This window comes from Paenibacillus sp. FSL R7-277 (genome assembly GCF_000517965.1).
Taxonomy (GTDB): Bacteria; Bacillota; Bacilli; order Paenibacillales; family Paenibacillaceae; genus Paenibacillus_AQ; species Paenibacillus_AQ silagei.
Genome location: NZ_ASPX01000079.1, coordinates 1 through 26,221 on the forward strand (window position 1 = coordinate 1; position 26,221 = coordinate 26,221).

At 53.1% G+C, this 26,221-nt stretch carries 22 protein-coding genes; 4 read left to right on the top strand and 18 right to left on the bottom strand.

Annotated elements, in window-relative coordinates:
- Positions 1-169: 169 nt before the first annotated feature.
- The 7 genes from C173_RS21730 to aldA all read right to left on the bottom strand — a co-directional run bounded on the left by C173_RS21730 (position 170) and on the right by aldA (position 12,659).
- Positions 170-2,704: a family 78 glycoside hydrolase catalytic domain gene (locus C173_RS21730; protein WP_051478274.1), complete on the bottom strand. Its 2,535-nt coding sequence runs from the start codon at positions 2,702-2,704 to the stop codon at positions 170-172.
- 1 nt (position 2,705) lies between these two features.
- Positions 2,706-4,133: an ABC transporter substrate-binding protein gene (locus tag C173_RS21735; RefSeq protein ID WP_155991609.1), complete on the bottom strand. Its 1,428-nt coding sequence runs from the start codon at positions 4,131-4,133 to the stop codon at positions 2,706-2,708.
- A gap of 139 nt (positions 4,134-4,272) precedes the next feature.
- Positions 4,273-5,157 (bottom strand): carbohydrate ABC transporter permease, encoded by an 885-nt coding sequence (locus C173_RS21740; protein WP_036728412.1) that lies wholly within the window; start codon positions 5,155-5,157, stop codon positions 4,273-4,275.
- Between the two features lie 5 nt (positions 5,158-5,162).
- Positions 5,163-5,993, bottom strand: a complete 831-nt coding sequence (locus C173_RS21745; RefSeq protein ID WP_209870687.1) for a carbohydrate ABC transporter permease — start codon at positions 5,991-5,993, stop codon at positions 5,163-5,165.
- Between the two features lie 193 nt (positions 5,994-6,186).
- Positions 6,187-8,289, bottom strand: coding sequence for an alpha/beta hydrolase family protein (locus tag C173_RS21750; protein WP_036728415.1), 2,103 nt, complete (start codon positions 8,287-8,289; stop codon positions 6,187-6,189).
- Positions 8,282-10,927, bottom strand: a complete 2,646-nt coding sequence (locus tag C173_RS21755) for a glycoside hydrolase family 2 protein (RefSeq protein ID WP_036728417.1) — start codon at positions 10,925-10,927, stop codon at positions 8,282-8,284. Before C173_RS21755 ends, C173_RS21750 begins: the two co-directional genes overlap by 8 nt.
- Before the next feature lie 286 nt (positions 10,928-11,213).
- Entirely contained in the window at positions 11,214-12,659 is a 1,446-nt protein-coding gene (aldA, locus tag C173_RS21760) for an aldehyde dehydrogenase (protein WP_268748464.1), read from the bottom strand.
- Positions 12,660-12,835: 176 nt separating this feature from the next.
- Between aldA and C173_RS21765 the strand changes: the two genes are divergently transcribed.
- Genes C173_RS21765 through C173_RS21775 form a run of 3 tightly spaced genes read left to right on the top strand, consistent with a single transcriptional unit; the run spans position 12,836 to position 15,704 of the window.
- Positions 12,836-13,585 carry a (Fe-S)-binding protein gene (locus tag C173_RS21765; RefSeq protein WP_051478276.1) on the top strand — a complete coding sequence of 250 codons (750 nt, stop codon included), beginning with the start codon at positions 12,836-12,838 and terminating at the stop codon, positions 13,583-13,585.
- Positions 13,582-15,009: a LutB/LldF family L-lactate oxidation iron-sulfur protein gene (locus C173_RS21770; RefSeq protein WP_036728420.1), complete on the top strand. Its 1,428-nt coding sequence runs from the start codon at positions 13,582-13,584 to the stop codon at positions 15,007-15,009. The genes C173_RS21765 and C173_RS21770 overlap by 4 nt, the downstream gene beginning before the upstream one ends.
- Positions 15,006-15,704 (top strand): LutC/YkgG family protein, encoded by a 699-nt coding sequence (locus C173_RS21775; RefSeq protein WP_051478277.1) that lies wholly within the window; start codon positions 15,006-15,008, stop codon positions 15,702-15,704. The genes C173_RS21770 and C173_RS21775 overlap by 4 nt, the downstream gene beginning before the upstream one ends.
- Positions 15,705-15,742: 38 nt before the next feature.
- Here C173_RS21775 and C173_RS21780 read toward each other — a convergent pair whose 3' ends face one another.
- From C173_RS21780 to C173_RS21790, 3 genes are read right to left on the bottom strand one after another with little or no spacing between them, the layout of a single operon-like run.
- Positions 15,743-16,354, bottom strand: a complete 612-nt coding sequence (locus tag C173_RS21780) for a sugar O-acetyltransferase (protein WP_036728548.1) — start codon at positions 16,352-16,354, stop codon at positions 15,743-15,745.
- A gap of 28 nt (positions 16,355-16,382) precedes the next feature.
- The gene (bshB2, locus tag C173_RS21785) at positions 16,383-17,069 is read right to left on the bottom strand and encodes a bacillithiol biosynthesis deacetylase BshB2 (protein WP_036728422.1); all 687 of its coding nucleotides are present in this window, start codon (positions 17,067-17,069) and stop codon (positions 16,383-16,385) included.
- 22 nt (positions 17,070-17,091) lie between these two features.
- Entirely contained in the window at positions 17,092-17,964 is an 873-nt protein-coding gene (locus tag C173_RS21790; protein WP_036728425.1) for a LysR family transcriptional regulator, read from the bottom strand.
- 111 nt (positions 17,965-18,075) lie between these two features.
- Between C173_RS21790 and C173_RS21795 the strand changes: the two genes are divergently transcribed.
- Positions 18,076-19,476 carry an MFS transporter gene (locus C173_RS21795; protein WP_036728427.1) on the top strand — a complete coding sequence of 467 codons (1,401 nt, stop codon included), beginning with the start codon at positions 18,076-18,078 and terminating at the stop codon, positions 19,474-19,476.
- Positions 19,477-19,521: 45 nt separating this feature from the next.
- Here C173_RS21795 and C173_RS21800 read toward each other — a convergent pair whose 3' ends face one another.
- From C173_RS21800 to C173_RS21835, 8 genes are all read right to left on the bottom strand, one after another.
- Complete coding sequence (locus C173_RS21800; RefSeq protein ID WP_036728430.1) at positions 19,522-19,830, bottom strand: hypothetical protein; 309 nt, start codon at positions 19,828-19,830, stop codon at positions 19,522-19,524.
- A gap of 56 nt (positions 19,831-19,886) precedes the next feature.
- Positions 19,887-20,429 carry a GNAT family N-acetyltransferase gene (locus tag C173_RS21805; RefSeq protein ID WP_036728433.1) on the bottom strand — a complete coding sequence of 181 codons (543 nt, stop codon included), beginning with the start codon at positions 20,427-20,429 and terminating at the stop codon, positions 19,887-19,889.
- Positions 20,430-20,445: 16 nt separating this feature from the next.
- Positions 20,446-21,162, bottom strand: a complete 717-nt coding sequence (gene bshB2 / locus C173_RS21810) for a bacillithiol biosynthesis deacetylase BshB2 (protein WP_081751284.1) — start codon at positions 21,160-21,162, stop codon at positions 20,446-20,448.
- Between the two features lie 23 nt (positions 21,163-21,185).
- The gene (locus tag C173_RS21815) at positions 21,186-21,530 is read right to left on the bottom strand and encodes a YojF family protein (protein WP_036728435.1); all 345 of its coding nucleotides are present in this window, start codon (positions 21,528-21,530) and stop codon (positions 21,186-21,188) included.
- 117 nt (positions 21,531-21,647) lie between these two features.
- Entirely contained in the window at positions 21,648-22,718 is a 1,071-nt protein-coding gene (locus C173_RS21820) for a hypothetical protein (RefSeq protein ID WP_036728437.1), read from the bottom strand.
- 137 nt (positions 22,719-22,855) lie between these two features.
- A complete protein-coding gene (locus tag C173_RS21825; RefSeq protein WP_036728439.1) occupies positions 22,856-24,280 on the bottom strand; it encodes a sensor histidine kinase in 1,425 nt (474 codons plus the stop codon).
- Positions 24,258-24,965 carry a response regulator transcription factor gene (locus C173_RS21830; RefSeq protein WP_036728442.1) on the bottom strand — a complete coding sequence of 236 codons (708 nt, stop codon included), beginning with the start codon at positions 24,963-24,965 and terminating at the stop codon, positions 24,258-24,260. Before C173_RS21830 ends, C173_RS21825 begins: the two co-directional genes overlap by 23 nt.
- 428 nt (positions 24,966-25,393) lie before the next feature.
- On the bottom strand, positions 25,394-26,188 hold the full coding sequence (locus tag C173_RS21835; protein WP_036728444.1) for an SDR family oxidoreductase: 795 nt from the start codon (positions 26,186-26,188) through the stop codon (positions 25,394-25,396).
- Positions 26,189-26,221: the final 33 nt, after the last annotated feature.

Genomic DNA, 26,221 nt, shown 5'->3' on the forward strand with positions numbered 1-26,221 from the left:
AACCGATCACAATTGGACTGGGAGCGCTGCGTAGGCCAAATGTAATCGAAAAACCGATCACAATTGGACTGGGAGCGCCGCGTAAGCCGAATGTAATCGGAAAACGGAACACAATAGTAGGTGGTTCGAGCTTACTGATTCAATTTACCGTATAAAGTCTGATGCTATACTAGCAGTTAAAGCCCCTAATGTCGATCTCTATCCGGCCTGTGTCACTCTTCTGAACCTCTCCATTCGGCAGAATAACAGTAATGGCTGAGCCGGGTGTCCAGACGGCTTCCAAGCGGAACACTTCGACGCCTTCCTCTGTAGTAATCTCCCAGCTCACGGTTATAAGCCCCTGTTCTGTGCTTACGGCTCCGCTGGCGTACTGTAGATCGCCGCAATGAGGCTGCAAAATAATGCCATCTATGTCCTGCCGGACCCCCAATATCCCTCTGGTGAATTCAGTAATCGGCAGTGCGCTCCAGGCATGGCAGTCGCTTCTGGTATCCGCAGAGTCGATCTCGGGAAGTGTGGTCAGCCCCAGCTCCAGCTGCTTCATCCAGCGTGTCCATAGCCCGTAAGACCGGTCATACATTCCGCTAAGCTCCAGCGCGCGGAACAGATAATAACTCATCGGCAGCGAGAGCTTAGCCATTGACGTATCGGTCAATACCGTTTGCAGCAGAGCCTCTCCCTCCGCAGCAGACACAGTACCGGCAAGCACTGCCCAGACCTGCGTGTGCTGGCTGAGCTGTACCTCTGGTCCTGCCTCCGGGCTGTCGCGGAAGAGCGGACCGTCCGCTTGGCGGCAGTTATCCAATACCGCAGCGTTGACTGCGGCCTTGCGCTGGCGCAGTTCTGCCGCAATCTGTGTCCAGCCGCTCGCTTCCAGCAGCTCGGCCGCTTGTCCCAGTGCAAAAGCATACATTAGACTCATCAGAGTGGCAGGTGCCTCATTCGTGCAATCCGGAGCGCCAAGCGGCCATTCTTCTACCCAGTCGTAATAATTCCAGTACTGGCGCGGAGTCCGGTCAACCAGTCCTTCCGGCGTCAAGCGCTGATCGAACCAGTCCAGCACGGACAGCATGGCCGTCCGGTAATGCTTCACCAGCGTCAGATCCCTGAAGACCCTGTAGTGGTCATGAATCATTCCGATCCAGTACAGGGAGAAGGACGGAATGACCTGCGGCAGCACTGAGGGATAGCGGCTTTGCAGCATCCCGTTTGGCAGCTGCGAAGCTCTGTAGTCCTCCATGGCCCTGCGGGCCAGCCTGTCGTCTCCTGACAGCAGGTACGTAAATTCCATCATCAGCCTGGTATCCATTGTGTATTGCAGCTGTTCATAATAGGGAGTGTCCTCATAGGTCTCGTGCATACAGCGGCTGAGCGTCCGTACACTCAGCTCCCAGAGACGGTTATACCGTTCATCCGAGCAGTGAAAGCTCCCTTGCAGCTGGAGCGGATATCCGGTCTCCCTGTAGTTGATTCCGGTTATCCTCAGCGGTTCATGTCCGGCATGAACCTCCAGCCGCACGTAACGGAAGGTACGGAACCAGAACGGCTCATAAACTTCGGGCTGGTCTTCTGTGCCGTAACCGGCTGGCCGGTAGCTGTCGTAACCGCCCCGTAATACCTGCTCCCTCATCTCATCGCGGACGGCTTTGCGGCGGACTTCCTCATCCCCTGTCTCTTCTTCATAGCATTCTGCGTATTGGAGTGTAATGAGACTGCCTCCTCCGCCCTGGAGCTTAAGCTGCAGATAACCTGTGGTCAGCTCGCCTGCATCCAGCTCCAGCCAGAGCTGCTGTCCCGCCTGGACAAGTACACCTTCAGCAGCAGGCCCTGCAATAGAAGGGACAGTGCTGCTGGCTCCATCGCGCAGCTCCAGACGATGCCCGGCCGTGAAGAGGGCCTTTCCCTCCCCGCAGCTGCTGCGCATCAGCTTCCAGAAGCATTGTTCCTGCTCATACAGCAGCGGAACCGGACGCCGTTCCAGCTGCCAGGGGGTCAGTTGACCGTAGTCATCCCTTACCGGCTGTACTATCCGGGCAGCACTCCAGGCACTGTCATCATATTCCGGCAGCGTCCAGTCCCGGAGTGCCGTGTCCCCGGCGGCCTCTTCCAATCCGCCCATCCAGCGCATCATCGGAAACGGGCGGAGCCGGTAGCTGAGATCCCGGATAGCTTTCCAGGAAGTATCCGTAGGCAGTTCCTGCACAAGTTGCCCGTCCGCTGTAATCTCCGCTTCTACTAGCAAACCGCCTTGCTCCGAACGCCATACGGATAAAGGACCGTCTTCCCCCATTTCAAAGGGAGCGGTCCCGGCATAATGAACCACTGTAACAGCAATTACATTGATCCCCGGCTGCAGGATGCCCTCCAGGTTGAATTCCTCATAATATTGTACATGTTCATGCCCCTTGCAAGGCCCCGCCCATTGGCGCTGGCCATTGACGAACAGCCTGTAGCGGCTGTCTCCGGTAATCGCCATATTCAAACTGTACGCCTTGCCTGTACCGGCTGGCAGCTCAAACACTCTGCGGAAATATACCCGCTCATGCCGCGCATCCTTGTCCGCATTGCCTTGCTCTTCCTGCAGCCAGATCCAGCGGGCGCTCCAGTCTCCCCAATCTTTTGCCGCCATGTTATCCGTATCTCCCTTCACCTTCATATAAACGGCATCGCCGCCCTTCAGAAGGACGGCGGTGTTTGACTGCATTTTATTTGACTTTATCGAGATAATCCCGCTGGAATTCTTCCGCCGCCTTATCCAGGATCTTCTGCGGATCTGCATTCTTGTCGGTTAGCACGGATTGCAGCACGACATCCAGCTTCTGATACAATTCCTGGGCATTGATGGGCTCCTCCGCCCGCATCCCCTTACTGCCGTTGTCCATATAATCACGGAACATGTCCAGATTCACGTTGTTGTATTTGTCGAGAATTTTCTGTTCCTCCCCAATACGCTTCTCATCGGTCCAGATCCGCAGCCCGTAAGGGCCGATGATCAGCCCCTGATCGCTGAGTGTCTTCTTCTCGATATCCCAGCCGGTCAGAGCCTCCTCTGAGGATTCGGGTGTGAATCCATAGGTCTTCAGCCATTTGAAGCCGGCATCAATCTGCTCCGGGGTTACATTCGGCGAGAACATATACAGGCCGCCCCCCAGCAGGGTAACAGGTTCTCCGATCGGACCTACAGGAAGTGCTGACATGGCAATATTGTCCTTGGACATCTTGGTCTGCTGCTGGATGACCGGAGGCCAGTCGTTGGTGCCGAAGCTCATGGCAACCTGATCGGTTCCCAGCATACGGAACATGTCATTGGTGACATCCACCAGATTGTTATCGGGCAGCACATTGTATTTCCATTTCAAATCCTTCACATATTGCAGCGCCGCAGCAGCCTCAGGAGAATTGAATACCGCCTGCCATTTGCCGTCAACCTGCTTCTCGAATTCCGCACCGTAGGCCCAGGCAATGTTCATGAACATCCAGCCGCCCTGGCCGCTCTTCGTGGGCAGGAACATTCCGGCTTTGCCGGTCTTTTGCTTGATGATCTGCGCCGTTTCCGCCAGCTCCTCATACGTCTTGGGGAACTTCGGAATCCCCTTGTCATCCAGAAGGCCCGCTTCCTTGAAGAGATTCACATTATAGAGCATGCCGATGACATAACCGTCCTTCGGAATCCCGTAATACTTGCCGTCCTTGGTCACCATTTTTAGAAGATCCGGGTTAATGGCCTTGTCATATCCATACTTCTTCATCGTGTCCGTGATATCCGCTGCGTAATTAGCTTTAATGATTTTGCTGGTTTCGGTGAAAAAGGTCTCATATACCGTTGGGAGCTGGCCGCTCGCCGCTTTGGGCAGGAATGAGCTGACGTCATAGCCCCATTCATCCTTGTCCACCGTAATGTTCGGATAATTGGTTTTCATCTTCGCCATGAGCTGTTCATACTGGGCGATCTTGGCTTCCTCATTCGGCTTCGGCCAGTTGCTGACCTTAATCGTTACCTGTTTGCCGGCTGCTGCATTTCCGCTCCCGCCTGTTTGTCCTTCATTGGAGCCGCCGCATCCGGCCAGTCCGGCGGCCGTAAGCAGGGTGAGCGCCAGGGTTGCGGTTATTTTCTTGTGGTGTGCCATTCTCAAAGTAATTCCCCCTATAATTATTCTTATAGCAATTTTGCTTTTTGTAAAGCGCTTTCTTTAATGCTGAGATCATCTTACCATGCGTCCTTTAGAGCGCCCTACGGGGCAAAACTGTGAAATGGTTTGTGATCGGGTGACATTACCCTTTAATGCTGCCGCCGAAGGCTTGCCCGTTCATGATGTACCTTTGGAAAAAAATAAACAGCACAATCGGCGGCAAGATAGCAAATGTCAGAGCAATAAACTGAATGTCCTGCGGTAATGTCGCTTTTAAATTATAGATAGCCACAATGACCGACCAGGTCGATTTATCCTTCAGTACCATGAAGGGCCAGAAGAAATCCTGCCATACACTATTCATCGTAAGGATCGTAATCGTGGCCATTACTGGACCGCTGAGCGGAAGAATCACCCGGATGAAGATACCGATGGTGCTCGCCCCGTCGATCTTGGCCGCTTCCAGCAGCGCCTGGGGAATCGAGTCGAAGAAGTTCTTGAAGATCAGTATCACTACCGGATTCACGGCAGCCATGAACCACATCGGCCAGAAGGTATTGGTCAGATTCACATGCAGCAGCGGGAAATCAATCAGGTTCTTGAACAGCGGCACCATGCCCACCGTATTCGGAACCATCATCGTCCATACAATCAGCACGAACAGCAGCGCGCTCCCGCGCGGCTTCAGCTTGGAGAAGAAATATCCGGCCAGCCCGTTAAAGGTGAGACAGAACAGTACAGAACCGGCAGCCAGGTAAGCTGTATTCAGATAGTAACTGAGGAAATTGAACTCCTGCCAGGTCTCCCACAGCTTGCTGAGATTGAAGGTGCGGGGGATTAAGGTAGGCGGAATCGCATAGAACTCCTTAATGTCCTTAAGGCTTGAGACCATGATCCAGACTGGAGGCAGGATACAGACGGCGGCGAGCGCAATCATCAGAAGGAACAAGCTCCAGTACAACAGGCGCACCCAGGGTGATCTGTATTCAATATTGCCGATAATGCCGTAAGCTTCATTGGTTTTCATGGCTTCTACTCCCTGTTCAATTTCTTATCCAGCCTGAAATAAATAACGGTAAGCACCATCAGGACAAGAAAAGTAATAACCCCCAGCGCCATGGAATGGCCTGCCTCGAAACTGCGGAATGCATAATAATAGCTTTGCAGCATCAGCGTCATGGAAGCATTATTCGGTCCGCCCTCGGTCATGACCAGCGGTTCGTTGAAGATCTGAAATACCCCACTGATCTGCAGAATCATCATCAGTCCGATCATGCTGGAAATTTGCGGAAGGGTAATGCTTCTGAAGCGCCGCCATACATTGGCACCGTCGATCGAAGCTGCTTCATATAGATCATGATTGATACTCTGAAGGCTTGCCAGATAGAGCAGCACCGTCCCTCCGAAGTTCCGCCAGGTGATGGTGAATATGATCAGCATTATGGTCATCTTCGGATCCTGGAGCCATTGCTGTACCGGGAAGCCCAAGGCACTCAGCATACTGTTCAGCAAACCGCCCTGCCCGGGCTCAAACAGGAACATCCATAACATGGAAGCCGCAATACCGGGAACCATACTGGGAAAAAAGACGGAGAAGCGGAAAAAGGACTTCCCGTGTCTGAGTTCATTAATTACAACAGCGACTACAATCGGGACGGCAAAGCCGATCAGCAGCGACCAGATCACATACATAAATGAATTGACCAGTGTCTGCTGAAATGCCGAATTCTGAATAACATCCTTGTAGTTCTGCAATCCGGCAAAGCTTACAGCATTATAACCCTCGGTGTTGAAGAAAGAGAGCACAATCCCCTTGACGAGAGGTTGCCAGGAAAAAAAGAAAAAGACTAACACCGTTGGCACTATTAATATCCAGGAGGACCAATCTCTGAGCAGTCGCCGCAGAGGATTCCCGTTCTTTTTCTTTGCGATAAAAGGCTTTGCTTCATTGATTCTTCCAATCATGCTCCTGTCCTTCCTTCCTCCCGGAACCGTAATTCACTCCGGTCAGGCGTTGTATAGTTGGTATACCTTCTGTACCGGTTAAGCTTCCTGCTCAGGCTTCAGACAGCCCGGAGCTGATGCACAGCACAGCCGCTTCCGCGCGGAAGGCCTCGCTTGCCGGATTGGGCTGCTCCTCCAGAATGCGGAGAACCGACTGCGGCTCTACACCAGGCTGCGGCACCCGGGAAGGTGAGACCTCAGTCCAGTCCAATTCACCTCTCAGCCTGTAGGACAGCCCATACAGATAATAACCTGCACTTAACGCGTCAGTGGATGGGCTTATCCCCTCCTGCCACGAGCAGACTTCAAGGGGATGGCGCTTGTCCGGCAATCTCCCGGTCGCAAGCGTGATGCGCTTGTTACGGATCACCTGCTTGTTCTGTTCCCATGCCTGCTGATCCAGGCTCTCCAGCTCCAGCCGGTATTCCATGCCTTGCTCTCCATACAGTGTCCAAGCTACCGGACTGCCTGCGGGTATAATCTTCGGCGCCTCCAGAAAAACCGGCTGACGGGCCGGGCTAAACCGTTCAGCCTGTTCCCATTCTCCTGCAGCCGGACTGCGTCTGCGGTAATGCACCGTTCCTGTGAAGTCAAGCTCCTGATCCTGCAGCAAAGCCTTCAGGCATAGGGCCGCCTGCTCGTAGAGATCCGTACAGTTGTTATGGCCGAAGCGGTAGCCGATCTCATGACGCAGCGGAATGCCATAGCTTCGGACCAATGCGGCAAAAGCAAAGCTGAACCGGCTGAGAGTGAAGGCATCATGTGTACCGTGATTGATCAGCAGCTTCGTACCGCTCGCCTTCAGCCCTTGCAGGAAGAACCCGGATTCGAGTCCGGCAGTTTCCTTCAGAAGGCCGGAGTCACTTTCACCTGTAAGTGTCCACAGAAGAGTCTCAATTGCGGTACTTCCTGTCACCGGATGCCGCCAATTTTGCTTCCAAATATCACGGTAACCGGTGTCCACCTCTGCTACATGCCAGATCAGCGGACAGGCGCCTTCCGCATACTCTCGGATAAGTCCGTTAAGGATGAGCGGCGGTGCATAGCACAGTGTGTAACGTACCCGGTAAGGCAGCCGGTGCGGGTTGCCTCCGGCCAGCAGTGCAGTCAATCCGCCGCGCGAACCTCCCACAGCCACTACCTGGTCTGCATCACCGCCATAACGGTCCTGGGCGCTGGCAATTGCCGCCCCGATCCCACCATAGATTGAGCCTTGCAGGGAGCGGCTTCCGATGTAGCCTCCGCCGTTCCAGAGAATGCCAACCACGCCTTGGCCCGTACCGGCCAGCGTCTTGCCTATGATCTCCAGAAATGAAGGTCCCACAGTACTGAAGGTGTTCTCATTGGCGTCATAATAACCATTGAACAACAGCGGATACCTCTTGGCGTTCGCCGGATTCCAATAAGGCGGGAGAATATAGGAAGCCAGGCTATACCGGTTCTCCGAATTCAGCAGCCTGTTGCTGATTAGCTGAAATACAGGTGCATCACCTATTAGCGCCCCTTCCTCCCTGGATTCATTAACGAAGACCACTGGATATCCGAAGGTCTTGAGCATACGGTCACTCAAGGATACGGCGACCAGATCATCGACGGCATATAGACTGTAACGGTCCCCGATGTAGTGCTCGAATTGCGGAGTTCTCAGTGTTCGCTCCAATTCACCCTCACCAAACAGCTCATAATCTTCCGTGTTATATACATAAGGGCTGTCGGTGTCGCTGTTATAGAGCCTTACATGCTCGGAAATAACCTGCTCGCCCGCTTCGTCCATGCGCAGCGTTCCAATGCCGTCTGTTCCTCCATAGCGGAACCTGCCTCCGCCCTCTGCTGAATCGTTATCCCAGTGCGATACTACCGGGAACATATTGGTAAGCAGCGGGCTGACAAGTACGAACACGCCTTCTGCTGTATTGCTGTTCCAGGCTGCCGCATCAGCTTCAACGGTATCTTCATAAAGTGTGGACCACCGTGCATTAAGGTAGGTCACCTCGCCGCTGCGCTGACAGGCCAGCTTCAGAATGGAGCGATGCCGTCTTAGATAGTCCGCCACTGCCCGGCTTACAGGAACGGTAACGGGCTCATGCCCGCCGGCTTGAACATACCGGCTTAGCGGTACGAATGGCCCTGGAACATAACATAATGGTCTATTCACGATTCTCCTGCCCCCTGTCCGGTTTGCTTGTGCCCTGGACAGCCAGGAACGATTTGAACTGAATAACCGGCAGGTCACCGGAGATGCTGTGATTCTCCCCGGCGAGGAATCCTCCCGCCTGTCTCGGCGTGCAAGTCACCGTCACCATTTTTGCCTCACCAGGGAACAAGGTCAGGAATTGCTCGTCTGCTTCCATCCAGTAGCGGTTTCCCTTCTCTTCCGCATGTACATGCAGCAACGCTTCGCTGCCTGTATTAGCTACCATGAAGCAGGCTTGCAGACTTGGCTCTCCGGTAACAGCGGGCAGCCATTTATTCTCCTGGCACACCTGTAGCTTGCCGCCGGTAAGCGCTAACGCTGGTGCGTACAGATGCTCCCTGGCGGTAGAGAATACATATACATTCTGCTGCGGTTCTTCTTCACGGTTCATAAAGGACAATCTGACGAAATATAACTGGTCCTCCAGCTCAGGTACTGTGAACTTCAGGGTCCCGGCGCAGACTGCCCGGTCTCTGTCTCCTTGGGTTATGAAATGCTGCCGGTGCAGGCTCCGGCCCGCCGAATCCAGGACCTCCGCATCAGCTTCACACGATTCCCCTTCCCAGCCATGTACGTATACATCTCCCTGGAAACCGGTACCCGGTGTGAGCAGCAGACTCCGGTAGTCCAGTGATACATGCAGTGGACGGAAGGCCTGTTTCATCCAGTGGTAAGCCATCTTCGGTTCACCATAATAATCAACCACATTGGTACAGGACACGTTCGGCCAGGGTTCGTTGAGCTGCCAGACAATACTTCCGCTGTTCCGGAACTTGCGCCGCCGGTTGGCCTCCAGCACGAAGCGGATTCCTTCCGCCTGAATCCACTGGCTGCAGGCGGAGAATTGTGCCAGGTCTGTCAGACTGCCGAATATTTCTTCATCTCGGCTCAGCGTATCCCACCACTCCCCGTGATGTCTCCAGACTGCACTGTTCTCCATGGAGACCGGCTGGCGGTGCGCTGCGCCCAGGAATTTCTCCAGACTCTTGAGTGAACTCAGACCGTCCACCCCAAATTCACTGTGCAGCAGATTATCGTTGCTGCCATATAGCTCATAATGATACGGGTTGCCCATGTACTTCCAGTGACCGTGTACATCATGCCCCTGCCCCTTGGTCTCGCTAATATACTCCACCGGACCGGAAGCCGAGGTTGGCAGGAACAGCCGCTGCGGATCATACTGCTCAACGAGTTCCTTCAGCATTGCCAGATTGGAATCGCTTAAGTCCGAAGGCTTATTCGGCTCGCTCATTAATTCATTGCCGCCGCTCCATATCGTCATGGCGACATGATTACGCTTCGCCTTGAGTGCTGAGCGGGCGGACTGGTGCAGCAGCTCAAGGAACTCCGGCTGCTTGGAAGGAATATTGTCAATCCCCGAGCTCGACTGGATGAATTCCTGCCAGACCATAATGCCGTTCGCATCGCATAGGTCGTAGAAGACCTGCTTCTCAATGATCCCGCCGCCCCATACCCGGACAAGATTGACATGAGCCGCCTTCATGAGACGGACCATAAGCTGATACTGTTCGGCTGTTACATTTCCGTAAAGATGGTCCAGAGGGGTCATATTCACCCCTTTCATATAGATCCGGCGGCCGTTGATGACTACTGTATAGGGCAGCGCATTGTCAGGACTGTCAACATTGCGGATATAGTCAAGCTTGCGGATTCCGGTTCGTATAACCCGCGTATCCAGTTCCTTCCCGTCTTCATCCAGCAGCTTCAGTTCAAGACAGTAAAGCGGCTGCGCCCCGTAACCATTCGGATACCATAGCTCAGGTTCAGGGATATCCAGCGCGGTCTTGAGCATCGCTCCAGCACAGACGGGAAGCGTCTGCACCAGCAGCGGATTACCTCCGGGATCAGAGCAGGTAATATTCGCCTCCAGTGTCCGGGCAGGCTCTGCTCCAGCCGTGGATGGAACGGCGGCCTGTATTTCAATACGGCCAGTCACCTGAGTAGTGCTGCCCTCTTCAACCTCAGCATCGGTTGTGATGGACATTTCGCCCCACGAGTAATCCTCATGTATCCTTAGCAACACATCATCCCAGATTCCAACGTTAACCAGCCGGGTAGAGAAATCCCACTTATAATTGAACCGGCTCTTCTGCGTGAAGGTGGCCGAGGTTTTGCCGATTTGCCCCATTTCATCGGGCGCCTGCTTCAGAAGCACGGAGATCTCAAGCTTCTCCCGAACGGAGAGCAGCTCTGTAACATCGTACACAGCAGGATCAAACATTCCCTTATGCTCTCCAAGCAGGATATGATCAGCGTATACCGCTGCTTCATAATCAAGCCCCAGAAAGACCAGCTCAACTCGGGCCCCCTTCAACTCCGGTCGTTTCAAGGTCATACGGTACACCCACCAGCGATTCTCTACCCATTCGCAGCTCAAGCTGTTCAAGTCCTCATAGGGATTGGCAATCCAGCCCTGTCTGTAGAGATCGTAATGAACTCCCCCCGGCACCGTTGCCGGCATCCAGTCGGTCACCCCCATTAATTCCTGGCCAAGCTCCATGCTTGTACCCTTCAGCGGCACCCAAGGCCAATATCCTTTGACTTCCCAGTTCAATTCGTTCAACAGAATTTCTCTCATCGCTTCTTCCGTTCCCCCAGACCCTGGTAATTTGGCGCTGCCTCTAACCAAGAACGGCTCTGGCGCCAGCCCGTTAATGCGCTTACAATCCATAATTCCTGCCGTTTCATTACCAATGATAGCACCGCGCTCCCGAATCCGAAGGCCCCCATATCTGTGAAATCGTTTGTAAATCTGCTCAATTGCGGATGAACCTATAACTTCTTATATTCACACGCAAAAAATGCCCCCAAACTGCATGGGAGCATTTCTCTTTTATGCTTATATGCTTACATTATGAGGTCATTCAGTTAACTGACTTGTCATATTGCAAGTAGACAACATGCGTCTGGAGGTATTCGTTCAAGCCGTGCTTGCCGTCAGCGCCGCCGATGCCGGATTTTCTCCAGCCTGCATGGAAGCCCTGCATCGCTTCGAAATTCTCGCGGTTGATGTACGTCTCCCCGTATTTCAGCCGCTTGATTACTTTCATGGCGACATTCAGATTCTGCGTGTACAGCGATGAGGTTAAGCCAAATTCACTGTCATTGGCAAGAGCAATCGCCTCATCCAGGGTAGAGAATGAAATGACTGGGATGACCGGACCGAAAATTTCATCCTGCACAATCTCCATCTCATTCGTAGCGTCTGTGATTACTGTCGGCTCGAAGAAGCTGCCGGTTCCTTCTACCTTTTTACCGCCCAAGGCGATCTTAGCCCCTTCCTGAACGGCCCGGTCCACCTTCTGCTGAACCGATTCCTGTGCGGCCTTGTTGATGAGCGGTCCCATCTGGATGTCCGTGTCCTTGAGCGGGTCTCCGTACTTCACGGCCTTCATCGCTTCAACCAGCCGCGTAGTGAACTCCTCCTTAATATCTTCATGGACATAGACACGCTCCGCACAGTTGCAGACCTGGCCTGTATTAATGACCCGGGAAGCCACAATCGCCTGAACAGCCAGCCCCAGATCGGCATCCTTCATGACGATGGCAGGCGCTTTGCCGCCCAGCTCCAGACTGACCTTGATGATATTCTCAGCCGCCGCCTCCATTACCTTCTGCCCTGCCGGTACGCTGCCTGTAAGACTAACCATGCCTACCTTGGCATTACTGGACAGCTCGTTGCCCACTTCCGCCCCTCTGCCAGTAATAAGGTTGAATACCCCCTTAGGTAATCCAGCCTGATCCACGATCCGGCTGAACGCCATGGCATTGTTCGGAGATTCCGCGCTGGGCTTCACGACAATCGTGTTGCCGGTGATGAGCGCCGGGGCCATTTTTCTAGCGATCAGGAAGAACGGGAAGTTCCAGGGCAGAATGCCCGTGGTGACGCCAATCGCTCTTTTGAATACAAAAATATGCTCATTATCACGGTCGCTCTGAACGATCTCACCCTCATAACGCCGTGCCCACTCCGCCATATAATCCAAATAATCCGCAGTGAAATGAACCTCTACGGTGGATAATTCCAGGGTCTTGCCGACTTCCTCCGAGATCAGCCTGGCGATGCTGTCCGCCTCTGCCCTAATCCCGTCAGCAATCGCATGCAAATACTTGCCGCGCTCTACCGCCGGAGTCTCCTCCCACGCTGCCTGGGCCTGCTCTGCTGCATCAATGGCACGTATGACATCATTCCTTGTAGCCTTGGGAACCTGTGAGATCACTTCATCGGTTGCCGGATTGGTAACATCCATCCACTCTTTGCCTTCGGATTCCGTAAATTGGCCGTCGATATACATCAAATGCTTGGTCACTGTTTCTCCCCCTCAAGGTAGATTATTCCATTATCCCAATTACCCAATCATAGTGTAAACGCTATCAATATTTATTGTCAATAAGTTTCACATTTTTTATTTGTTTTTGTGTTGTTTTTCATTGACTTGTTGAGTTAAGCTGTGAACATAGGTTTTCATTGATGGGAGGGGTAGGAGTGCGAGTCAGTATTTTTTCTACTTGTTTGGTAGACCTTATGAGCCCGAATGTCGGGATTGCCATGGTGGAGGTCCTGGAGCGGCTTGGCTGCGAGATCGATTATCCCGCTTCACAGGTCTGCTGCGGCCAGCCTACCTACAACAGCGGTTATCTGCAGGAATCCAAGCTTGCTATGCAGAACATGATACTGGCCTTCGAGGCTTCGGATTATGTCGTAGGTCCGTCCGGCTCCTGCATCGCTATGTTTCATGAATATCCGAAGATCTTCAGCGGTGACCCCGATTGGGAATTGAAAGCGGTTGCTCTAAAAGAAAAATCCTATGAAATTACGCAGTTCATTGTAAAAGTACTGGGTATCACCGATGTCGGTGCCACGCTCGAAGGAACAGCTACTTACCACCGCTCCTGCCATATGACGAGGCTGCTGGGAGAGAAGGAAACCCCCTTCCAGCTGCTGGAGCAGGTGAAGGGACTGAAGCTTGAGCCGCTCAAGAACAGCGATAACTGCTGCGGGTTCGGCGGAACCTTTGCGGTGAAGATGCCTGAAATCTCGGAGCAAATGGCCGATGAGAAATGCGGCTGTGTCATGGATACGGGAGCGGATATTCTAATCAGTGCAGACATGGGCTGTCTGCTGAATATCGGGGGACGCCTGTCACGTAAGGGTGAGCATGTAAGGATCATGCATATTGTAGAGGTATTGAATCAACATCAGCCTGTGGTTAGCAAAGGGGGAAGCCGGACTTGAGCCTGCAGACGGATTCACGTAATTTCAGCGAACGGACGACGGATGGCCTTGGGGATTCCTTCATGCGCAGTGCCGTGGGTTCGGCGCAGGACAGTCTCAAGACAAGACGTCTGTCTGCGGCCACTGCGCTCGGTGACTGGGAGCAGTGGCGGAATGTAGGCCAGCTTATCCGCCAGCACACTCTGGAGAATCTGGATTATTATCTGGAGCAGCTTGCCGGCAATATTGAGCGACAGGGCGGGCATATCTATTTTGCAGCGACCAAAGAAGAAGCCAGCTCTTATATCCGGGATGTTATTGTGAACAAACAAGCCACGAAGATCGTCAAATCGAAATCCATGGTCACGGAAGAAATAGAGCTAAACCGCGTTCTGCTTGAAGCAGGCTGTGAGCTGACGGAGACGGATCTTGGAGAATATATCCTCCAGATGGATGACTGGGACCCTCCCTCCCATATCGTAGCCCCCGCCCTGCATAAGGACCGGAGGCAAATCAAGAGGGTATTCACAGAGAAGCTTGGTTATACAGGCGATGAAACTCCGGAGAATCTGGCCGGATTTGCCCGCACGGTCCTGCGGCAGAAGTTCCTGGAAGCGGAGGTCGGAATCACAGGCTGCAACTTCGCCATAGCCAATCTCGGAGCGATTAATCTCGTCACCAATGAGGGCAATGGCGATCTTACGGCTGCCATTCCCAAGACGCATATCGCGGTAATGGGCATGGAGCGGATTGTGCCGACTCTGGAGGAGATGGAGATCCTGGATAATCTGCTCTGCCGCAGCGCCGTCGGACAGAAACTAACCAGCTATATCACGGTTATGGGTCCTTCAGCGGCGGGTGAGACCGACGGACCGGAGGAATTCCATCTGGTAGTCGTCGATAACGGGCGGTCCGATATTCTGGGAAGTGAATTCAACGAAGCGCTGCAGTGTATCCGCTGCGGTGCATGTCTGAACGTCTGCCCAATCTACCGCCATATCGGCGGCCATGCTTACGGATCGATCTATCCAGGGCCGATTGGGGCGGTCATTACCCCGCTGCTTGGCGGTTATGATGACTACAAGGAACTTCCCTTTGCCTCCAGTCTGTGCGGCGCCTGTACGGATGTCTGTCCGGTGCGCATCCCGCTGCATGAGCAGCTCATCGTGCACCGCCAGAAGATGGTGGAACAAAAAAGAACCGGCACCGCAGACCGTATCCAGATGAAAGCCGCCAGCAAGCTGCTCTCTTCCCCTGCCCTGTTCGGCAAAACCCTGCGGTTCGCCCACTCTGCAAGCCGGATGATGAGTAAGCAGGGCCGTATTGTAAGAGGACCAGCCTTGCTTCAGGGCTGGATTCGTTCCCGCGACCTGAAGCAGCCCGTCAAGCAGAAGGACAGCTTCCGGGCATGGCTGGAGAAGCGCAAAGGAGGCTCAGAGCAATGACAGCAACCACAAACACGAGCGCGAACAGAAACACGAATAAGGAGGCTTTTCTGAATACGATTGCCGCCAAGCTGGGCCGGGAACGGAGGACTGAGGTTCAGCGTCCTGCAATCCGGGAGTTCATTCCTGACAGCTACGGCCCGCTTACTACGGACGATCTGGTGGAGATTCTTAAGGAACAGTGCTTCTTCATCCACACCCAGGTAATTGAATCGACACGGGAGCTGCTGCAGAGAACGTTAGATGATCTGTTAGAAGCAAATGGCGGCGGGATCGTGATGACTTCCGGTGATCCCCGGTTCAGGGAGTACGGGCTGGCTTTCCCAGATGCTGCCGTATGGGAAGAAGCTGCGGGACGAGCGGAGAATATCAGGCGTGCTGAATCGGCGAATACAGCCATAGTCTTCGCCGACTGTGCACTTGCGGAATCGGGAACGGTTGTGGTCGAGAGCCGCCCCGATCAGGGACGGTCGCTCCATTTCCTGCCTGCCCATTATATTGCGGTGGTTGAACGTGAGAAGCTGGTGCTCCGCTCCACGGATGCCGCCGCAGCGCTTAACCGGAGAATTCAGGACGGGGAACCGGTGGGTTCATCGATTAACTTCATCTCCGGTCCCTCCAATTCCGCCGATATCGAAATGAAGCTTGTCGTCGGGGTGCATGGGCCGCTGAGGGCTACTTATGTGCTTATTTAGAACGAATTCTGTCCCTTAAGGACGGTATAGCAGCGATTCTACACGTAGTCCGTGACGTCAAACTCTCTATCCTTGTAATAGAATTTCCGGTCTTCCTCCGTGATCTCACGGACAATTCTGCACGGGCTGCCTACGGCGATCACATTATCCGGGATATCCTTGGTCACTACGCTCCCCGCTCCGATAACTACATTATTCCCGATGGTTACCCCCGGATTCACAATGACATTGCCGCCGATCCACACATTGTTGCCGATGGTGATGGCAATCCCGTATTCATAGCCTGAATTCCGGGAATCGGGATGGACAGGATGTCCTGCTGTGTAAAGCGATACATTCGGAGCGAACATGACATTCTCGCCGATGACCACCTTGCCTACATCGAGAATCGTACAGTTGAAATTGGCATAGAAATTATTCCCTACAGTGATATTCGATCCATAATCGCAGCGGAAGGGAGTCTCAATATGCACAAGCTCCCCCGTCTTGCCGAAAAGCTTGCGGATCAGCCCGTCTCTCTCCTCATGAGCCTCTGGAGAAAGTGAATTGAGCTGGTGAACCAGCAGCCTGGCGGCTGTCCGCTCTTCAGTTAATCCGTCCAGCCACGCTTTATAGGGTAATCCTGCAAGCATTCTATCTTTTTGATTCATTAGATTCATAGGTGATTCCTGCCTTCTCTTAGTGTTGTGTGTTCATGGGGTAGGTCCAGAAGGCTTCCTGCCCGAAGCGGAGCTGAGTCTCCTCCGCCGTCAGCACCTGATTGCCGACAAGCTCCGCCGCCTGGAATTGCGAACGGTGTGCCTGGATAGAAGCCATCTTCTTGTCCAAGTATGCGGTGACATCGACATGCACATCCGATAGTCCGATATGCTCCTCATGGCCGATGGAGAAGGCGCAACAGTGGACAACTGGCCGATCAGCGGCAGGCAGGCGGTGGACTGCCCGGATAACCGCTGCTCCGGTAGCATCGTGATCAGGATGAACACTGTAACCCGGATAGAACGTAATGACGAGGGACGGAGCCAGCTCCTGAAGTAAGGACAGTATTGTATCCTCTAGCAGGCGCGGGTCGTCGAATTCGATCATTTTATCGTGGAAGCCTAGCATTCTTAAGTCCTGTATCCCGATAGCTTGACAGGAAGCACGCAGCTCCTCCCGGCGGATCTCCGGCAAGGTTACCCGGTTCGCGAATGGAGGAATCCCCATATTCCGGCCCATCTCGCCCAGCGTCAGGCAGGCATAGGTTACTTCTGAGCCTTGCTCAATATACTTCGCCAGTGTGCCAGCCGCTGTAAAAGCCTCATCGTCAGGATGCGGGAACACCACCAGTATGCGCTTGTGTTCTGTAATCTGTGTGTCGTTCATAGGTTCATTCCTCCCGGTGACATTATAGCTTAGCGAAATATTCGATAACAACCTCGCGGAAAATCAGGCCCGCCTGTGAAATATAGCGGTTCTTATGCCATAACAAGGCGATTTCCCTGACCAGTCCCTCGTCTTCCAGCGGAATCAGACGGATATGATCCTGCGCATTCCTCGCCGTACCCGGGATGAAGGCTAAGCCGATTCCGGCTTCCACCAGGTCAATCAAGCGGGCCGGTTCGTCTCCCTCATACACATAGCGTGGCAGGAATCCTGAAGCCTGGCAGACGGAATCCACCAAATCTCGAATCCCGTAACCTTGTTTGACACCCACAAACCACTCATTCTTAAGCTCTATCAAGGCGAGGCTCTTGCGGTCCGCCAGAGGGTGAGCGGCTGGAACGGCAAGGTAGATGTGATCGTTACAGACCACCTGACATTCCAGCTCTTCCCCTCTGACCGGAGGAGAGGACAAGCAGAAATCAACTTCTCCCCTCTGAAGAAGGGGAATCATCTCCTGCATGGGCAGCATTTGTACGTGAAAATGGATGTCCGGCAGCTTGAGGCGAAACTCCCGGAGAATACCGGGCAAGGTACTCGCGGTGGTTACCGCTAATTCAAGGTTGCTGGACTCCAGGCTGGACAGGTCCTTAAGCTCCTGCCTACCCTGCTCCAATTCGAACAGCGCCTTCTCTGCACGCTGCAGAAATCTGCGTCCCGGCTCGTTCAACCGCAGCTTCCTCCCGCTCCGGTCGAACAATGGAACTCCGAGATCCTCCTCAAGCCGCTGAATGGTCTTACTCAGTGAGGATTGGGTAACATGCAGCCTGTGTGCAGCCTCGGTCATATGCTCCAGGCGGGCAACCGCGATGAAATACTGCAATTGAAGAAGTTCCATATCCCGCCCCCATTCATTCCCTCAAGTCTATGAAATCATAACATGAAATGCGTTGGAGTAAATAACTCATATCCTGTACGATAACTGTACAGCACTTGAGGGGGAATAACAATGAATGCGCGCAACTGGTGGTTAATGATATCCGTTGGGCTGGGAATCATGCTTAACCCGCTTAACTCTTCGATGGTAGCTGTGGCGATTCCCAGGTTACAGCACGTGTTCGGGCTTGAGTTCACTGTGGTTTCCTGGATCATTTTCTCGTTCTATATTGGCAGCGCTGTTGCCCAGCCTGTCATGGGCAGAGCCAGCGATATCTTCGGCCGCAGGAGAATATTCCTGGCCGGACTAGTAATCGTCTTCGCAGCCTCCCTGCTCGCCCCTTGGTCTCCGGGCTTCGGGGGACTCGTTGTTCTGCGGATTATCCAATCTATCGGAACCAGTATGGTGGTGGCTGTAGGGATGGCTATCATCCGGGTGAATATTACAGACAAGCAAGCCTCTGCTCTGTCCGTGCTGTCGATGTTTACATCAGGAGCGGCAGCGGCAGGACCGTTCATCGGCGGGGTCTTGATCCATGTGTGGGGCTGGTCTTCCATCTTCTACATCAACCTGCCGTTTGTAATGGCCAGCTTCCTGTTAGCCTGGAGAACCATCCCGCAAGATAAGCCGTCCGCAGCCTTATTACCCAAGCCGTCCTTGCGGCAATGGATGAGCCGGATGGATGTGCCTGGAATCCTGCTGTTCACTGTGGGGCTGGTCGCTGTACTTGGACAGATGCTGTCGGCCAAGTCCTCCGGTCATGTCACCCTATTCAATGTAATCATCGGCCTGTCCGGGTTCATCCTGCTTGCGGTCTTCGTAAGGCATGAGTTAAGAACAGCCATGCCCTTCATTCCTCTGCGTACCTTCGCCGGGTATCCCGGGCTGATCCGTGTCAATGTCGAATTCATGCTGGTTAATCTATTATTTTATTCCGTCTTCTTCGGTCTTCCATCTTATTTGCAGCTCGTTCGTCAGGTCAGTGAATTCCACACCGGGCTTCTGATGTTAAGTCTGGGGCTATGCTCACTCGCCGTTTCTCCAATCGCCGGAAGATGGATCAATGCCTCAGGGCACCGGCCCGCGCAGGCAGGTTCGGCAATCCTCATGACCATCGGGTCGCTATGGATCGTGATGCTGAATCCGGCATGGCCTGTAATCAGCATCATCCTGGCCCTGGCTGCCTTCGGAATCAGCAACGGACTGAACAACGTCGCCATGCAAGCCGCCTTGTTCAACCACTCGCCAAAAGAGATCATCGGCGTAACCTCCGGCTTATTCAGCACCTCCAGATATTTCGGGACGATCCTCTCCTCCCTGCTCATCGGAATCATTATGGGCGACCAGTTCAGCTTCAGCGGATTCCGGGTGCTGGGAATGATCCTCGCCGTGATTGCCCTGTGTCTGCTGTTCATGTCCCGGCGGCGTTCCCGCAAGCCCAAAGACTCCCTTCACAGTCTTGATGACCGCTAGGGAGCCTCTGGAAGACACTGCTAATTGTTGCGGAAATCTGCGCTTTTATCCCTCAACCACATCGGCCCGCAGGTCCGTGGCAATCTCAAGGATCACGGGTACAATAGCCTCCGTTGACAAGGCAACGTACAGATCGCCCATATACAGACGGAACGGATACTCCGTCCCCTCATGGCTCCACATGAAAAAATCTCCATCAATCGACATCGTGCTCTCTGCACCTTGTACGGTGTAGACCCCGGAATAGCTGAAGCCGGATTTATCGGCAAAGTATTGCTTGCATTCCTCTAAGGTTAGCGCCTGCTCTGCATTCTCTTCCTGCATGGAACGGGTAATTCGTAAACGCTGGCTCATTGGTGATCCTCCACAATGTTAATATTTAAGCTACTAATCCGTTAGTGTTAACTCCATTAATTGATTTCGGCCGGGTTGATGATGGCAAGGATCTGGTGGTCCTTCCACACCCCGCGGATCTTCACATTCAGACGGGCAATGCCTTCCTTATGGAAGCCTGCATTCTCAAGCACACGGATGGAGCCGGGATTATCCGGTGAGGCTTCCCCAGTAATCCGGTGGAACTTCAGCTCCTCGAAGGCATAGCGCACGACCTGCTGCACCGCCTCCGTCATATAGCCTTTTCCGTTATAGTCCTTGTCCAGACTGTACCCGATCATACAGCTCTGCAGCGGTCCCCGCACCACAAAAGACAGACTGACAGTACCGATAATCCGGCGGTCAGCCTTGTGAATGACCAGGAAGTCGTATCTCTCATCCGCTGCCCTGAACTCTTCATACTGCGTAAGCTTGTCGAGCTGGTACTCCTCTGTATAGAAATCCTCGCTGATCTCCGGCGAATGTTCTTCAAAAAATTCACGGTTACGCAAATACATCCCCGTCAGCTCCGTGGCATCTCCCGCCTCAGGGTAGCGGATGTATACCCGTTGTTCTGTCATCTTTACGCCTCCATTCTTAATTGCAGCACAATGCCGCTTCCTCCGGCTGTTCCTTGCATTCTGGGAACCGGTAGGTCCAGAAGCGTTCCGTACCATACTTACCGCAGATTACTGGATCGGTTGGCAGAAGGCTACCAAGCACTTTATCCTCCTGGAACTGGGTGCGGTGTGCCAGAATGGAGTTGATTTTGACAGTGATAAAAGGCGTTACATCGATGACTACATCGGCTGCTCCAATCCGCTGCTGATGGCCGTTCGAGAAGGCAACACTATGTACAACCGGACGTTCCGCTGCGGGCAGCCGGGCCATTGTACGGATCACCGCAGCACCAGTGGCATCATGATCCGGGTGCACGCTATATCCGGGGTAGAACGTAATAACCAGCGACGGGGTAAGCTCCTTCACGAGCGATTCCATCCGCTGATCCAGAAGCGCCGGGTCTTCGAACTCAATCATTTTGTCATGGAAGCCCAGCATCCTCAGGTCTTGAATTCCAATGGCCTTACAGGAAGCTTCGAGCTCCGCTTGGCGGATGGCTGGCAAGGTCGTGCGGTTCGCAATGAGCGGAACGCCCATATTCCGGCCCATCTCTCCCAGTGTCAGACAGGCATAGGTCACCTCTGCACCTGCTGCGATATACATCGCCAGCGTCCCGGATACGAAGTAGGCTTCATCGTCAGGATGGGGAAGTACCACCAGGATTCTCGTATGGTCCATAGATTTATTATTCATGTCTGCTTACTCCTCCAGTATCATTAAAAAGGGCTCCGGCTAAGCTGCAACGCCACGATCAGCTTGCCCATACTGTCATGTCCGGCCAGAATCAGCCGCTCGTTATCCTGCTCATCCACATGGGTCAGGCCTTCTGCATAGATCCAGCCCTTCTCTGTCTTCAAGCCCACCCGGTAGGGTCCTGTCCCTGAGATGGAGCCGTTCGTGTAACGGATCTCGGCATTGCTGATGAACACCGAGCCCGGAGCACGGGAGCTGTCGAAATGGCTGGCGTAGGCTCCGTTTGTAAGTTCTAGATGGATATATAGATCCTCAGAGACGAAATCGTCGATCCGGTTCTGAATAGCTTGGGGTTGAATGAGCTGCATAATGTCCTCCTAGAGTGAAAAAGAATAGCTGGTTCCAGTGCATTTATTATACATGAAAAAAAGAGCCTGCCCAAGGAACTCTAAGAATTCCTTAAGCAAGCCTGGAGATGCTAAGAATTAAAGATTAACTATAGAGAAGACCTTATCATTGATGAAATAGACGTATTGGTGGCCGTACACTACATACCCGTCATAAACTTCGTCCGGGTCTCCCCAGGAGAGCAGAAGCTCTGTGATCGTCATGCCGCTGACCGCCCGCTCTTCACGGATGGCTGACCACATTTTATCGCTGATCTTGAACTTCGTTTGCGGATTCTTGAAAAACAGTACCTCTTCGACATACTCACTAGGGTCATCACGAGGTTCAATCTTGAGCGGAACCTCCTGCCCGTTGGCCCGGCGGATGATCATTTCTAAATTACCATTGGCCGGGTTCGGGCGGAAATTCGCGATGGTTGCTTTCTCAAAGTTCTTGAACGGACTATCGGTAATCATGGCGTTGCGGGTCCACACCGTTAGTCCATTATAGTAATACTTCAAATAATCAATATTCTCCATGGTGTACATAGTATTATCCACAAAATCGTTCAAGTCCAAAACCCACTCGGTTCCGGCTTCATTTTGCATCACAAAGTTCTGGTTGTTGTCATCAACATACTGTACACTTTTCACCCAATGGCTTCCCGGATGTCCATATAAGTAGACCTTTTTGCCAAGCACAATGCCCATCGTTCCAGGCAGCTTGCTGATTGCGTAGAGCATACTGTTGCTCTTATTCTTGCCGTCCTCTGTACTCCAAACGAACAACGCTATGGCGCTGGAGGCATATTTGCCGTCAATCGCTCCGAGCTTGAGCAGGGTTTTGAAGGCTACGTAATTGGTGCTTTTGTACAAAATAGAGTTATCCTTGTTCAGCTTGGCGCTTCCTTTGCTGCCTGTGAGCGTAACGCCAGTAGCATCCGCCGCCACAGTGAAGCCCGGAATCTGTCCGGCCAGCTTAACCGGAACATAGGCAGAGCCATTCACGAGTACAGATTTGGCTGGCGAAATAAGCAGGTTGCCTTCGACAAACGTAGCAATCTCCGTGTACACTGGTGCGGCTGCGGCCGCTGCCTGTCCGGCGCCTCCCGGATAGACCAGTCCGAGCGCAAGCAGCAGAGTGGTGAGCAGTAATGCAAGTTTTTTCATAGATGTTCTATTTCCTTCCCCCGATGTAAGTTAGGTGTCCCGGCAAGGTGCCGGAATCTTCCAGATCAGTACATTCGACAAGAAGTTAATTATTTCCTCTATATAAAATCACTGATCTGTACTCCTTCAGCCGTTCGCTACTTCGGAATACGGATCACAAATACCGTCGGCTCCCCTTCCCTACTCTCCAGTAGCAGCGTGCCCTCCATCTTCTCTACGTTCTTCTTGGCAATGGACAAGCCCAGACCGGTACCCCCGCTTGCCGTTGTCCGGGCTTCATCTCCCCGCACAAACGGATCAAAGATCGTAGTCCACAGCTCCTTCGGAATGCCGACTCCATTGTCCGCAATCTCGATCCTGATCTGTGTGTCCTCGGGAATCACGGATACCCGGATGCGCGTCCCTTCCGGATTATAGGCCAGAGCATTAGAAATTAGATTATTAATGACACTGGCGAACAGCTCGGGATCATAACGGGCATAGACCTCTTCTTCGGGCACCTGCACGTGAAGCTCGAATTCTTTTTGCTCAATCTCGCCATAGGTATCAGCAATAATCTCCCGCAGATGGTCGCCCAGCTCAATGCGCTCTATCCGCAGGATGAAATCCGGTGAGTCTAGCTTAAGCAGATCCAGCATATGCGTAATGAGCTTCGTGACCTGCACGGACTTGGTGTAGATGTAATTCAAATATTTCGTCTGCCGCTCCGGGTCGGTAACGCGTCCTTCGATAAGGGCCTGCGCGTATCCCTGGATGCTGGTAATCGGGGTCTTCAGGTCATGTGACAGATCGACCATCAGCCGCTGCTTGCTTTTCTCGGCGAGGCGCTTCTCCTCGGTGGTCTTCTCAATCACATCAGCCATGTAGTTGAAGCTGTGGCCGATCCGCAGGAACTCGGTCTCTGCATACAGAGCGATTCGGGTATTGTAATGCCCTTCCATCATACGGTTCAAGCCTAGATTCAGCACCCGCAGCGGCTTCTTGATCCGTCTGGAGACCCAATAGCTGTACACAAAAATCAGCAGCAGAATCAACCCGCTGACCAGGAATACATAAAAGAACACCGAATGATTCAGATAGGAGACCAGAAACTCGTTGTTAATAGAGACATTTATTACATCGCGGGGAATTTTAAGTAACATCCATGCTGCCCCGCTATCCTGCTCCGTTACGCTCGTAATAGAATAATAAAAGGGCTGGTCGCTGCGGTTCTCCAGTCCCTGAAACAGGCTGTCCTCGGCATAAACCTGAATCTCATCCTGCTTCTCGCCAACAACACGGATCACCCGCTTGCCGGAATCCAGCAGCTCCAGCCAGCCTCCGCTCTTCAGCAGACGCTCACTCTCCGGCCCTTGGCCCAGCTCCTCCCGGTACGCCCCGGCTTCCACAGACAGATTGGGGTCAGGCGTCATTTGCTCCCGGATAACCTCAGCAATATCCTTTTGTACGAATAGATAGACCACTAACACCAGCATCAGCAGCATGCAGTTGAACAGCAGGAAGTCGATGGTCAGCGACGTCTGCAGCGGGCGGTTATCTCTACTTTTCCACGGGTGCTTCAATTTTGTACCCCAATCCCCTGATCGTCTTCAGGTATTCCGGTCTCTTGGAATCTCGTTCGATCTTGTCGCGGATGTTGCTGATGTGCACCATAATGCTGTTGTCCTCGTAGACGTAGAAATCTTCCCAGACAGTCTCATAGATCTTCTTGCGTGTAAAAACACGGCCCGGCTGCTGCATCAGCAGCTCCAGGATTTTATATTCGGTAGAGGTCAGAGCGACGGCCTCCCCGGCCACCTCAACCTGACAGGTACTCCGGTCCAGCGTCAGCCTGCCGAGCACGATCTGCTCATTGGGCTTCTCCTCCTCCGGTGCCTTGGCATCGAACTGATGCACCCTCCGCAGCATGGCCCCGGCACGCGCCACAATCTCCAATGGATTAAAAGGCTTAGCGATATAGTCGTCCGCTCCAAGCTCAAGCCCCAGGATTTTGTCATGATACTGGCTCTTGGCGGACAGGAACAGTACGGGGAAATGCTCATACTCCCGAATCCGCTTCAGCAGCTGCAGCCCGTCCATTCCCGGCATCATAATGTCCAGTATCGCCAGGTCAATCTTGTTATTCTGCATCAGCTTCAAGGCTTCGATTCCGTTCTCTGCCGTCAAAATGTTATATTCCTTCTCCAGATACAGCTGCAGAAGCTCAACAATCTCCGATTCGTCATCGGCTATGAGAATGGTATACATGGTGAATCCCCCTCTATCTTGTCATGCAAGCCGCACTCTTTGTAACTATAGCCTGCCATTCTTAATCCAGTCTAAACCAAATCTAAAGAAAAGATAAAGAATTAAGTGAACTGACAGTAGTACAACAGTACAACTTAAAGCTTGGTCGTCGCTGCGGTGAACATTTGGACTTCCGGCCGCTGTTGTGTTTGGATTTCCTGATTGAAACCGCTTTTCGCGGTAGAAATCCAAATACAAAGGCGGTCGCATTCGCTCCTCCAGTTCCAAATTTCCCCTCCGCTTCTTTTTGCTTTTCGTTTGTAAAACCTTCTTAATAGTTCCAAAACAAATAAAGAAAAAGGAACAGCCCGCTCAGCCAATGAATGGCTTAACGGACTGTCCTAATAGTAGAGGTTAGTTCAGGCAGAGCTTAACCGTGAAGCTTCACCTTACACCGTAGGTACGGTTCCCCCGTCAATCACGTACTCAGCACCTGTAATGGAGGCTGCCCGGTCGGAAGCAAGGAAGGCTACCAGCTCGCCCACCTCCTCAGGGAAGCCGGGACGTCCGATGGGTATGCCACCCAGCGCGTCCATTACCGACTGCAGCGCACTTTCCACACTGCCGGTTACCTCCGCAATGTTCTCCATCATGGCATCAGCTGCTGTAGTCTGAATGAAGCCCGGCGCAACCCGGTTCACCCGGATGCCCTGCGGAGAGAACTCTTTGGACAGGCTCTTGCTGTAATTGCTTAACGCAGCTTTGGCGGCTGCATAGGGGATGGTCGATTCGATCAGCGGCAGCACTCTTTGAATGGAAGAGATGTGGATGATGACTCCCTTTCCCTGCTCCAGCATGAGCGGGATCAGCCCCCGGTCCAGCCGCACAGCTGCCAGCAGGTTCAGATTCAGCGCATCCATCCAGTGTTCATCGCTCGCCGCAAGGAATCCTCCGGGAGGTGTCGAGCTTCCGCCGAGATTGTTCACCAGGATATCAATCCGGCCGAAACGCTCCTTAACCGCAGCAATTACCCTGTCTACTCCTTCCTGCTTGGACAGATCTGCCTGAACGAACAAATCAGAAGCAGAATCTTCAGCCGGCAGTGTCCGGGCAGTAGTCATAACTTCAGCGCCTGCCGCTGTGAATCGGGCAGCGATTGCCTGTCCCATTCCCTTGGTACCGCCTGTTACCAGGACTCTTTTACCTTCGTATTCTGTCAGTGGATTAGCATAAGTTATAGTCATGTTACAGCCTCAATTCATTAGGGATTCCTCAGG